This is a genomic window from Dactylosporangium sp. NPDC051087 (assembly GCF_055586325.1).
Map to the genome: position 1 here is coordinate 417,878 of NZ_JBVJIJ010000005.1, position 12,305 is coordinate 430,182.

The 12,305-nt window shown below is 72.6% G+C and carries 6 protein-coding genes; 3 read left to right on the plus strand and 3 right to left on the minus strand.

The window, feature by feature from the left end; genetic code table 11:
• Positions 1-3 precede the first annotated feature (3 nt).
• Positions 4-3,642, plus strand: coding sequence for a family 78 glycoside hydrolase catalytic domain (locus tag ACZ6TV_RS13045; protein WP_465297324.1), 3,639 nt, complete (start codon positions 4-6; stop codon positions 3,640-3,642).
• 56 nt (positions 3,643-3,698) lie between these two features.
• Here the strand turns inward: ACZ6TV_RS13045 and ACZ6TV_RS13050 are convergent, their stop codons facing one another.
• Together ACZ6TV_RS13050 and ACZ6TV_RS13055 are read right to left on the minus strand one after the other, a co-directional pair.
• Complete coding sequence (locus tag ACZ6TV_RS13050; protein ID WP_465297325.1) at positions 3,699-4,523, minus strand: ABC transporter permease; 825 nt, start codon at positions 4,521-4,523, stop codon at positions 3,699-3,701.
• A complete protein-coding gene (locus ACZ6TV_RS13055) occupies positions 4,520-5,581 on the minus strand; it encodes an ATP-binding cassette domain-containing protein (protein WP_465297326.1) in 1,062 nt (353 codons plus the stop codon). The genes ACZ6TV_RS13050 and ACZ6TV_RS13055 overlap by 4 nt, the downstream gene beginning before the upstream one ends.
• Positions 5,582-5,634: 53 nt before the next feature.
• Here ACZ6TV_RS13055 and ACZ6TV_RS13060 point away from each other — a divergent pair, with 53 nt between their 5' ends.
• Complete coding sequence (locus ACZ6TV_RS13060) at positions 5,635-6,360, plus strand: TetR/AcrR family transcriptional regulator (protein WP_465297327.1); 726 nt, start codon at positions 5,635-5,637, stop codon at positions 6,358-6,360.
• A 650-nt stretch (positions 6,361-7,010) separates the two neighbouring features.
• On the opposite strand, the gene ACZ6TV_RS13065 is transcribed toward ACZ6TV_RS13060, so the two are convergent.
• Positions 7,011-11,612, minus strand: coding sequence for an AAA domain-containing protein (locus ACZ6TV_RS13065; RefSeq protein WP_465297328.1), 4,602 nt, complete (start codon positions 11,610-11,612; stop codon positions 7,011-7,013).
• Positions 11,613-11,784: 172 nt separating this feature from the next.
• On the opposite strand from ACZ6TV_RS13065, the gene ACZ6TV_RS13070 reads away from it, so the two are divergent.
• The coding region (locus tag ACZ6TV_RS13070) for a cellulose binding domain-containing protein (protein ID WP_465297329.1) at positions 11,785-12,305 on the plus strand (521 nt) is incomplete at its 3' end.

Genomic DNA, 12,305 nt, shown 5'->3' on the forward strand with positions numbered 1-12,305 from the left:
GCCATGCGCCTGAAGAGACGCCGCGCGGGCGCCACCGCGCTCGTCCTGCTCGCCGCACTCCTCGCCGCGCCGTCGTCACCGGCCGCGGCCGCCACGCCAGTCAGCCTCTCCGGGGCGCACTGGGTCTGGTATCCGGAGGGGTCCCCGGCCACCAGCGCACCCGCCGCCTACCGCTACTTCCGCAAGAACTTCACCGTCGCCGCCGGCGCGGTCTCCGAGGCGCAGCTCGTCGTCACCGGCGACGACACCGTCGACGTTTGGCTCAACGGCAAGCCCGTCGCCGCCTCCCCCCGGGTCACCGACTCGTGGAAGAGCGCCGTCTATGTCGATCTGCAGTCCGCCCTGGTCAGCGGCACCAACACCCTCGCCATCGCGGCGCGCAACAGCACCGCCGGGCCGGCCGGCCTGATCGGCAAGGTGCACGTCGTGACCGCCGGCGGCACCACCGACCTCGTCACCGACGGCAGCTGGAAGGCGTTCCAGACCGTGCCGACCGGCTGGGAGCAGCCCGGCTTCGGCGACGGCGGCTGGCCCGCCGCGGCCGACCTCGGCGCCTACGGCATCGGCCCGTGGAACGCCGACGTCGTCGCGCCCGACCCCAACGCGCCCTCGCCGCTCGCCGTCGCCAGCGGCACCGTCGAGCACCGGCCCAACCCGCTGGGCGTCGACGCGGCCAAGCCGCGCTTCGGCTGGAAGCTCACCTCGACCGCACAGCAGCAGCGGCAGGCCGCCTACGAGCTGTCCGTCGACGGCGTCTGGAACAGCGGCCGGGTCCCCTCCGGCCAGCAGGTCGACATCGTCTACAACGGCCCGGCCCTGCAGTCGATGAAGCGCTACACGTGGAAGGTCCGCGTCTGGGACACCCAGGGGCGGGTCAGCGCGTGGAGCCCCACCTGGTCGTTCGAGACCGGCCTGCGGACCCCGGCGACCGAGTGGACCGGCGACTTCATCGGCCAGACCGCCGTCACCGCGGACCTGTCCGGCGCCACCTGGATCTGGTACCCGGAGGGTGACCCCGCCGCCGGCGTGCCGCCCGCGACCCGCTACTTCCGGCGCACCTTCACCCTCGCCTCCGTGCCGGCCGCGGCGACCCTGGTCGTCACCGGCGACGACACCGCCGACGTGTGGGTCAACGGCGTCCAGGTCAGCACGTCGCCGCGGGTGTACCAGTCGTGGCAGCAGGCGACCGCGGTCGACATCCGCGGCCGGCTCGTCGCCGGTACCAACACCATCGCCATCTCCTCGGAGAACACGACGCAGTCCCCGGCCGGCATGATCGCCAAGCTGACCGGCTTCAGCCTGGTCACCGACACGTCGTGGAAGGCGTCCACCACCGCACCCGGCGGCTGGAACACGACCGGCTTCAACGACAGCTCCTGGCCCGCCGCCCGCGCCGTCGCCACCTACGGCACCGGCCCCTGGGCCGCCAACGTGTCGATCGCGAAGGCCGCGCCGCTGCTGCGCAAGGGCTTCACGGTGAGCAAGCCCGTCGCGTCGGCGCGGCTGCTGACCACCGCGCTCGGCCTGCACGAGACCCGCCTCAACGGCGCCCGCGTCGGCACCGACGTCCTCGCCCCCGGCTGGACCGACTACAACAAGCGCGTCCAGTACAAGGTGTACGACGTCACCGGCCAGATCCGGCAGGGTGCGAACGCGCTCGGCGCCTGGCTGGGCAACGGCTGGTACTCGGGCAGCCTCGGCTTCGCGGGCAGCCAGAAGTACGGCACGCAGCCGTGGTACTCCGCGCAGCTCGTGGTTGTTTTTTCTGACGGCACGTCCCAGACGGTCCGCACCGACAACACCTGGAAGGTCATCAGCGGGCCGATCCGCGCCGACGACCTGTACCACGGCGAGACCTACGACGCCCGGCTCGCCGTCGCCGGCTGGGACGGCTACGGCTTCGACGACAGCTCCTGGCCTACCGCCGCTGTCCGCTCCGGCGCCAAGCCCAACCTGGTCTCGCAGGTCGACAACGGCGTGTCCGTGCAGCAGCAGTTCCGCCCGGTCGCCGTCACGCAGCCCTCGCCGGGCGTGTGGATCTTCGACATGGGGCAGAACTTCACCGGCTGGAACCGGATCTCCGTCACCGGCCCCGCCGGCACCACCGTCCAGATCCGGCACGCCGAGGTGCTCACCGGCGGCCAGCTCTACACGACCAACCTCCGTGCCGCGCAGGCCACGGATCGCTTCACCCTCGCCGGTACCGGCGGCGCCGAGACCTACGAGCCGCGCTTCACGGTGCACGGGTACCGCTACGTCGAGCTGACCGGGCTGCCGGCCGGCTTCACCCCGACCGCGGACACCGTCACCGGCCGCGCCGCGTGGACGTCGGGCGCCCAGCTCGGCACCCTCACCACCTCGAACGCCCTGGTCAACCAGCTCCAGCACAACATCCTGTGGGGCGAGCGCTCCAACATGCTGTCGATCCCGACCGACTGCCCGCAACGCGACGAGCGGCTCGGCTGGACCGGCGACATCGCGATCTTCGCACCCACGTCCACCTTCAACGTCGACGTCCAGGGCTTCCTCGACAAGTTCGCCGACGACCTGGTCGACGCCCAGCGCTCCGACGGCGCCTTCACCGACGTCGCACCCGCCGTCTGCTGCGGCGCCGGCACCGCCGGCTGGGGCGACGCGGGCGTCATCGTCCCCTACACCCTCTGGCAGCGCCACGGCGACATCCGCGTCGTCGACGAGCACTTCGACGCGATGGCCCGCTGGGTCGACTACCTGCGCTCCACCTCGGGAAGCGACCTGATCCGCAACCAGCCCACGTACGGGGACTGGCTCAACGTCAACGACAACACCGCGCAGGACGTCATATCGACGGCGTTCTTCGCCTGGTCGGCCCGCCTGGTGTCGCGCATGGCCGCCGCCACCGGCCGCACCGCGCAGGCCGCCTCCTACGGCACCCTCGCCGACCAGGTCGGCGCGGCGTTCACATCCCGCTTCGTGGCCGCCGACGGGACCGTGTCCGGCAACACCCAGACGGGCTACGTCCTGGCCCTGGCCTTCGGTCTCGTGCCGTCCTCCCGGACGGCCCAGCTCGCCGACAAGCTGGTCGCCAAGGTCGCCGCCACCGGCGGTCACCTGTCCGTCGGCTTCCTCGGCGTCGAGAACCTCCTGCCGGTCCTCGCCGACACGGGCCACGCGGACACGGCGTACCAGATCCTGCTCCAGCCCGGCTACCCCGGCTGGGGTTACATGAACAGCCGCGGCGCCACCACGATCTGGGAGCGCTGGGACGGCATCCGCACCGACGGCTCCTTCCAGGACCCGGGGATGAACTCCTTCAACCACTACGGCCTCGGCTCCGTCGGCGACTTCCTGTACCGCCAGGTCGGCGGCCTGGGCCCGGCCTCCCCCGGCTACGCGTCGCTGCTCGTCGCGCCGCGCCCCGGTGGCGGCCTGACCTCGGCGAAATCCTCCTACGAAACCCCGTACGGCCTGGCGGTCAGCGACTGGTCCATCTCCGCCGGCGCCCTGACCCTCCGCGTGACGGTGCCGGCGGGCGCCTCGGCCACCGTGCGCGTGCCCACCTCGCAACCCGGTTCGATCCTGGCACCCGGCCAGGCCGTCCCGTCCGGCCCGGGCACGTTCCTGCTCCCGGCCGGCTCGTACACCTTCACGGCACCCGTGTAGTTCTCACCGCTTCTCCGCGGGCCCGGTCGCTTTGTGTTTTCGCGGCCGGGCCCGCTTCAGCGGCCCTTGCGCAGGTAGGCGCGCGACGACAGCGGGACGAAGACCACCAGCAGCACGGCCGACCAGAGCAGGACGGCGGCCACCGGATGCGCGAGCGGCCAGGCCGCATCGCCATCTCCGGACGGGGCGCCCGGGTTGCCGAACAGCTCCCGTGCCGCCGCGGTGAGCGCGCTCACCGGGTTCCAGTCGGCCAGGAACCGCAGCCAGCCGGGCATGCCGCCGGTCGGGACGAACGCGTTGGACAGCATCGTGAACGGCAGGCCCAGCGGCACCAGCGCGTCGGCGACCTGGTCGTTCCGCACCGCCAGGCCCACGTAGACACCCACCCAGCTCAGCGCGTACCGCAGCACGACGATCAGCAGGAACGCCTGAACCGTGGGGGTCAGGCCGCGGTGCGGCTGCCAGCCCACCAGCAGCCCCGCGCCCACCATGACGGCCAGCATCAGCAGGCCGATCAGCAGGTCGGCGCCGGTCTGCCCGAACGGCACCGCCAGGCGCGCCATCGGCATCGAGCGGAACCGGTCCATCACGCCGCGGGCGGCGTCGGCGGCCATCCGCGTCATCACCCCGGACCACGCGATGAAGGTCACCATCGTGAACAGGCCGGGCATGAGGTACTCGCGGTAGTCGCCGCCGCCCGGCACCTGGATCGCGCTGCCGAAGACGTACCCGAACAGCACCACCATGATGACCGGGAAGACCAGCGCGGCGACGATCTGCCCGGGCTCCTGCCGCAGCCGCCCCAGCTCCCGGCCGACGAGGGTCAGCCCGTCGCTGAACGTCCAGCCCAGGCGGCGTAGCTGTGCGGTGGCAGCGGTCATCGGACGGGCTCCTCGCGGTCGGCTTGGCGGTCGGCTTGGCGGTCGGCTTGGCAGTCGGCTTGGCAGTCGGCTTGGCAGTCGGCTTGGCAGTCGGCTTGGCAGTCGGCTTCGCGGTCGGTCAGACGAAGAAACACCTCGTCGAGGGTTGGGCGGCGCAGCCGTAGGTCCGCCGCGGCGACCCCGGCGTGGTCGAACTCCCGCACGATGTCGGCGAGCCGAAGGCCGCCGGCGGGCAGGACGACGCTGAGCCCGCCGGCACCCACCGGGGTCGGATCGGTGCCGGCGAGGGCGCTCAGGACGGTCATCGCCGCGGGCATCGCGGCGGGATCCTCGACGGTCACGTCGAGGCGGTCCCCGATCGTGGCCTTCAGCTCGTCGGGCGTGCCGGTGGCGATCACCCGCCCGTGGTCGACGACGGCGATGTTGTCGGCCAGCTGGTCGGCCTCGTCCAGGTACTGCGTGGTGAGCAGCACCGTGGTGCCGCCGGCCACCAGCTCCCGGACGCTGTCCCAGATCTCGCCGCGGCTGCGCGGGTCCAGGCCGGTGGTGGGCTCGTCCAGGAAGAGCACCTCGGGGCGCAGGATCAGGCTGGTCATCAGGTCGAGCCGGCGGCGCATACCGCCGGAGTAGCCGGCGACCGGGCGATCGGCGGCGTCCATCAGGCCGAAGCGGTCGAGCAGCTCGTCGGCCCGCCGGTGCGCCTCGCGGCGGGACAGGTGGTACAGGCGACCGAACATGCGCAGGTTGCCGCGGCCGGTGAGCTTCTCGTCCACGGCGGCGTACTGGCCGGCGAGCCCGATCAGCTCGCGCACCCTACCGGCCTCGCGGACGACGTCGTGCCCGGCGATCCGGGCGTGCCCGGCATCAGGGTCGGACAGGGTCGCCAGGATGCGCACCGCGGTCGTCTTCCCGGCACCGTTCGGCCCGAGCACGCCGCAGACCGTCCCTCTCTGCACGCTCAGGTCCAGGCCCCGCAGCGCACGGGTGTCCCCGAAGGACTTGTGCAGCCCTTCGGCGACCACCATCGCCGCTCCACTGAGTACGTTGTACGCGGTCATGCCAGCCAGCGTAGGAGACTGGGTACTATGTACGCAACCAGGAGGGTGGAACGGTGGCCGACGCCGAGTATGTGAACATCTGGATGCGACCCGAGCGCCCGGCCTACGGGCCGAAACCGGCGTACAGCCGCGCGCAGATCACCGAGGCGGCGATCCGGATCGCCGACGCCGAGGGCCTGGAGGCCGCCACCATGCGGCGGATCGCCGCCGAGATCGGCGCCGGCGCGATGTCGCTCTACCGGTACGTCCCGAGCCGCGACAACCTGATCGAGCTCATGGCCGACCGCCTGATGGGCGAGATCGACGTCACGGGCATGCCCTCGGGTGACTGGCGCGCCGACCTGACGCACTACGCAGGTGAGCTGCGAGCCATGTGGCTGCGGCACCCGTGGATCGCCACCGTGCAGCGGTCGCTGCCCAGCTTCGGCCCCAACCAGCTGCTCCTGATCGAACGGCTGATGGGAGTCCTCGACGCCCTCGTCCCCATCGACGAGAACCTCGGCCTCGTCGGCATGCTGAACAGCTACACCGAGGGCACGGTCCGCGAGGAGATCAGCTCGGCCAGGGAGTTCCGCCGCAGCGGGCTCAGCGAGTCGGCGTGGATGACCCGCAGCCACGCGCACATCGACCAGCTCGTGAAAAGCGGCGACTACCCGATCTTCACCAAGATCGTGATGGAGGCCCGCCAGCCGCACCTGAGCCGCGACGACCAGTTCCGCCACGGCCTCCAGCGAGTCCTCGACTGCATCGCCGCAGCTCTCCCGCCAGCAGGCTCGTAACGGAGCCTCGACGCCCACCGAAGGCGCGACACGGGTGCCCCCTGGCATGCCGAGGCTGCTCCCCACCGCGGACGGACTGGACCTCTTCACGCCCGCGACCGACGCGGACGGGCTGGCCCCCGCCGCACCCGCGACCGGCGCGGCTGCCGTCCGCCTCCCGGCGGGGGAGGCATCCGGACACACCCGCACGACCAGGGCACCGGCTGGCCACCTGGCCCGCCCTCCACGACGACCGGCCTACCTCTTCCGGCCACACCGAGCGGCATACGGGCCTCGAACAAGCTCGAACTGTCCTCGACTGGCTCACCGGCGACCGCGAGCGCGACACCACCTGCTGAACCAAACCCCGTCTGAACCAAGAACGCCGTGCGCGGGACAGACGCCGCCGGGCCGGTGGTGCGCGCGCCGGCCTGCCGCGCACCTGGTCGCGCGGCAGAACAGGGCGCCAGTCGGTCTCGGGACGCTGCGGCAGAACCCTCGTCTCAGCGGGATCCTCCGGAGCGATCCGCGGCACCATCGTCCTGTCCGCGTCCGGCGACACGTCGACGCCCCGCGCCCCCGAAACACCCGCACCAGGGGCGGCCGACTCGGCAGCGGCGACAGCGGGCTCGGCAGGCGGCAGGCGGCAGGCGGCAGGACCGGAGCAGGCGTCAGTCAGTTTCGGGACGCTGCGGCAGAACCCTCGTCTCGTCGGGATCCTCCGGGGCGATCCGCAGCACCATCGTCCTGTCCGCGTCCGGCTGCACGTCGACACCCCGTGCACCCGAAATACGCGCGCCAGGGGCGGCCGACTCGGCAGCGGCGGCGGTGGGCTCGGCGGCAGGGGCGACGGGATCGGCAGCTGCGGGTGCGGTGGCGGGGGCAGCGGGTTCGGCGGCAGAGGCGGGGGCAGGGGCGGCGGCGCGGGATTCTTGCCGGGCTTCTGTGAGGGCGGCGTTGATGCGGGTGCCGCCGCGCTTGAAGCCGAGCTCGCGCCGGGCTTCCTCCAGGACCTGCTCCTCGGTGCGCAGCAGGGTGTCGGACTCGATCCAGGCGATCAGAGCGACCAGCACCGGCCGCGGATATTCGGTGATCGGGCGGCCCGGGACGAAATCGGGGCGGGGCAGGGTGCGGGCCGACGAGAGTGGAGCGGCGGGCGACTCGGGCAGGTGCAGCACGATGGTGGGCTCGTTGGTGCGGCGGGCGTCGGCGGCGGCGAGCGCCTCGTCATATGCGGCCCGGGTCCTGGTGGTCTCGGCGGCGGGGTCGGCGAACCAGTCGGTGGACCAGATGCGGTGGTAGCGCCAGCCGAGACGCTCGAGCTGCTCCTGCCGGAGGCGGTCGCGGTCGCGGGCGGTGCTCGCGGCGTGGTAGGTGGCGCCGTCGGTCTCGATGGCGAGGACGAGCTCGTCCGGGTCCGAAGGGTGGGAGCAGGCGAAGTCGATGTAGGCGCCCGCGACGCCGAAGCGGGCGGTGACGGGGATGCCGGCGGCGGTGAGGCGGGCGAGGACGTCGGCCTCGAAGGCGTCGGGCTGGGCGTGGTCGGCGGTGGCCGCGCGCAGGGAGGTGCCGCCGGACTCGGTGTATTCGAGATACGCCCGGAGCAGCCGGACGCCTTCGGAGGTGCTGCGGGCCGGGTCCATGTCGGCGGCGGTGAAGGAGCTGACCAGGGTCATCCGGCGGCGGGCGCGGGTGACCGCGACGTTGAGCCGCCGCTCGCCGCCGGGGAGCAGCAGCGGGCCGAAACGATAGGGCAGCTGGCCGGCGGCGTTCTTGCCGTAGCCGATGGACAGGATGATCGCGTCGCGCTCGTCGCCCTGGACGCGCTCGAGGTTCTTGACGAAGAACGGCTCGCCGGCGCTCTCGGAGAAGAAGGCGTGCAGCTCGGGGCGGGCCGAGAGGGCCTTGCGCAGGGCGAGGTCGATGCGGTCGGCGTGGGTGATGCCCATGGTGATCACGCCGAGGGACTGCGAGGGGCGCAGCTGGGCGTGCTGGAGGGCGAGCTCGACGACGCGGTCGACCTCGGCGGTCACGCTGTCCGTGTCGGTGTTGGCCGGGTCGTGGGCGACGTGGACGTGCTGCACGGAGCCGGCGCCGGCCGTGCCGGGGAACGTGACCAGCGACCGCTCGTAGATGTGCGCGTTGGAGAAGCCGATGAGCCGGTCGTCCTGGCTGCGGTAGTGCCAGCGCAGCAGATACGCCGGGAGCAGCGCGGTCAGCACGTCCAGGACCGACTCGTAGCCGGAGGTGAGCGACAGGTCGATCGAGCCGTCGGCCCTGACGCCGAGCGGGTCGGCGCCGCCGCCTTCCTCGGCGGCGGTGAAGAACGACGTGGGCGGCAGCTGGTGCTCGTCGCCGGCGACGACGACCTGCCTGGCCCGCAGCAGCGCCGGGACCGCGTCGGCGGGCGTGACCTGGCTGGCCTCGTCGAAGACGACGACGTCGAACAGGTCGGCCTCGGCGGGCAGCAGCTGCGACACGATCAGCGGGCTCATCGCCCAGCAGGGGCGCAGCGCGGTCAGCATGTGCGGGGCGGTCGCGAAGAGCTGGCGGATCGGCAGGTGCCGGCGCTTGAGGTTGGCCTGGTGCTCGACCAGGCGGCTCTCGTCGGGATACTGGTCGCGGGTCCGCGTGATGTGCTCCGCGACGGCCCGCAGGACGCGGCTGGCGGTCGCGTCGATGTGCCGGTGGTCGGCGGCGCGGAACTCCTCGGCGGTGCGCGTGTGCAGCGCCCCGTCGAACGCGCCGACCCGGTCGTCGGTGAAGTTGAGGTGCTGCAGGATCGACGCGTGCCAGCAGGCGTCGAAGACGGCCCCGGCGAGGTCGGCGTCGGGGCGGTGGCCGGTGAGGTCGGCGACGAACTGGTCGAGGCCGAGCCCGGCAAACCCGGCGGCGAGCTCGTTGAGCCGGGGGATCCGGCGCAGGGTGCGCTCGTCCCCGGCGAGCCCGGACAGGACCTGGGCGAGCCGGTCGAGCGGCAGCGCGGCGAGGCCGAGCTGCGGGACGAACCGCTGCAGTTGCGTGACCTGCTCGTCGAGCGCCTGGAACGCGGCCCTCGCCCGCGCGAACTCCGCCGGCAGGCGCGGATGCCCGCCGTCCGTCGCGGCCCGGGTCCACTGCGCGCGCTGGGTGAGGGCCGTGGACAGCCCGGCGAACAGCTGCTGCCGGCCAGGCGCCCCCGAGCCGCGCCACAGCTGGGCGGCCTGCTTGCGCATGCGGCGGCGGGTGAGCCAGCCCGCGTCGGTGCCGGGCTGGCCGGCGTGCTCGCGGCGCCACGCGGCGTCGGCGGCGGAAGCGATGTGGGTGGCGAGGTCGACGCGGAACACGTCCTCGTGGAAGCCGGCCAGCGTGGTGGCGACCCCGTCGAGGAACCCGAACAGCTGCCGCCAGCCGGCGAGGTCGGCGGGCGGGCGCAGGCCGGTCTGCTCCTGGACGTGCCGCAACGCCGGGCGGGCCGCGGGCAGGGTCCGCTCGGCGAGCCGCTCGACCAGGTCGAACGCGGCTTCGGCGTCAGCGGGTGTACGCACCGCCGACCCGACCCACCCACTTTGCTGGCCGGTGACGGTGAACCCGCCGAGCGCGGCGAAGTCGCGCAGCTGCTCCCGGACGCGGCGGGCGGTGCCGGCGTCGAGGGCGGCGAGGGTCTGCCCGCGCAGGCGCACGGCCGTCATCGGCCGCACCGTGCCGGCGAGCTCGACGAGGGCGCACTGCGACTGATAGGCGCTGACGCCCCACGGCTCGCGGACCTGGTGCAACGCCTCGTCATGCCCGTTGAGCTGGGCGCGCTTCGTGATCAGGGTCTCGTGCAGGACGCTGAGGTCGGGCTGGGCGATCCTGGCCGCGGAGTCGAACGCGGCCTTGAGGTCGGCGGCGACCCTGCGCCGTGACGTGGTGCCGTCGTGGACGTCCATGACCAGGCTGCCGAGCCCGCGCCGGGTGAGCCGGTCGGTGACCGCGGTGATCGCGGCCCGCTTCTCCGCCACGAACAGGACCCGCTTGCCGCGCGCGACCAGCGAGGCGATGAGGTTGGCGATGGTCTGGCTCTTGCCGGTGCCGGGCGGGCCCTTGATCACGCTGTGCTGGCCGGACAGGACGGCGTTGATCGCATAGTTTTGCGACGAGTCGGCGTCGAGCACCAGGAACTCGTCGTCGGGGGCGATCAGGTCGGGGTCGTCGGGCTGGACCGCCCCGGTCGCGTGCAGCCGCCGCTGCGCCTCACCGTCACCCGCGATCGCGGCGATGATCTCGTGCCCTTCGAGCGCGGCCGCGGCGACCTTGAGATCATTGACCATCGGGAGCTTGGCATAGGAGAACGTGCCCAGCACGCATCGCGGGCCGATCGTGAACCCGTTGACCCGGCCGGACGTCTCCTTCGTCAGTCGCTCATACAGCGGCTGGGGGTCGAAGCCCGCGGTGTAGCTGATCAGCTCCTCGAGCTCGTCGGCGTCGACCTGGACCCCGAACTCCTCCTCGAGCAGCTGCAGCAGCGTCGGATTGAGCTCGGTGTCGCCGTGCACGCTCAGCTCGAAGTCGTCCTCGGCCGCCCCGCGCGCCTTGAGCTGGGCGGATCGCAGCAGCACCGGCGCGGCCGGCACCCCGCTCCCGGCCGGTGGCGTCCAGGTGGCGCTGCCGATCGCCACGAAGCACGTCTCGATGCCCCGCTCCTCGGCCAGCTCACGTGCCTTGTTTCTGATCGTGCGCGCCCGCTTCACCGCCGCCGCGTGCGTGAGCGCCGGCCCCTCGTCAGGCTCGACGTCCAACGGATCGGCAACCGACGGATCGGCATCTGACGCTTCGGCAGCTGACGAGTCGGCGGCTGACGAGTCGGCGACCGAGGGGCCGGCGTCGTCGAGGGGGTCGGTGGGCTTCGGCGAGGCGACCGGCACCTTCGCCCTGCCGACGGCCGGACCGTCCGAGCCGACCAGGCGCGAGGCGGTCGGATCGGCGGAACCCGCGGCCCGCTGGTCAGCGCCGAGGTCAAGGACGGTGTCCTCCGCAACCGGCTGCCCGGCGGCGGAGGATGCCGGATCCGAGCTCGCCGCCGCGGCGGAACGCCTGCCTGCGGCGGAGCGGGTGAACAGCTGGCGCAGCGACATGGTCCGCCCGCCGAGCAGCGCCGCCACCGCGACCGGATCGGCCGCGGACAGGTCGAGCGTGCCCGAGCGCAGGTCCTTGTAATACAGCAGCGTGTTGCGCCCGCCCAGGTCGATGAGCTGGGAGCGCCACCGCCGGGCGGCCTCCTGCACGAGCGCCGCCCTGCTCTGTCCGTTCACGCTGCCGAGCCTAAACCTGGGGTACGACACTCCGCACCGATCAAAAGCATGAGTCCGGCGGCGGAGCGGCAGACAATCGACTGGCATCTTTACTGTTAACAAACCTTCGCGTAATGTCCGCGCCAGGGCGCCCTACATCCCCCATCTCGTTCGAGTCCGAGGCAGGTCTGCAATGAGACTGCGAATCGGGGTGATCGCGGCTGCCCTGGCAACGGCCGCGGCCACCGTCATCGTCGCCGCCACGCCGGCGCTGGCCGCGCCCGCCACCGCGGCCTTCGTCCAAACCTCCACCTGGGGTTCCGGCTACGAGGCCAAGTACACGATCACCAACGGCACGACCAGCACGATCAACGGCTGGACGGTCGCGTTCGACCTGCCCAGCGGCACGTCGGTCAGCTCGTCGTGGGACGCCAACCGGACCGGCAACTCCGGGCGCGTCACGTTCACCAACACCTGGAACGGCACGATCGCCCCCGGTGGCACGGCCAGCTTCGGGTTCATCGCCGCCGGCAGCGGTACCCCGACCAACTGCACGCTCAACGGCGCCGCCTGCGGTGGCGGCACGACCCCGACGACGCCGGCCGGCACGCCGGGTGTCCCGGGGAACTTCCGGGTGACCGCGACCACGAACACCAGCTTCTCCCTGGCGTGGAACGCCTCGACGGGCACCGTCACCGGCTACCGCGTCTACGA

What these genes read in the sequence shown, in the direction of transcription:
- ACZ6TV_RS13045 (WP_465297324.1), top strand. Translation starts at nt 4, where the DNA reads ATGCGCCTGAAGAGACGCCGCGCGGGCGCCACCGCGCTCGTCCTGCTC.
- ACZ6TV_RS13050 (WP_465297325.1), bottom strand. Translation starts at nt 4,523, where the DNA reads ATGACCGCTGCCACCGCACAGCTACGCCGCCTGGGCTGGACGTTCAGC.
- ACZ6TV_RS13055 (WP_465297326.1), bottom strand. Translation starts at nt 5,581, where the DNA reads ATGACCGCGTACAACGTACTCAGTGGAGCGGCGATGGTGGTCGCCGAA.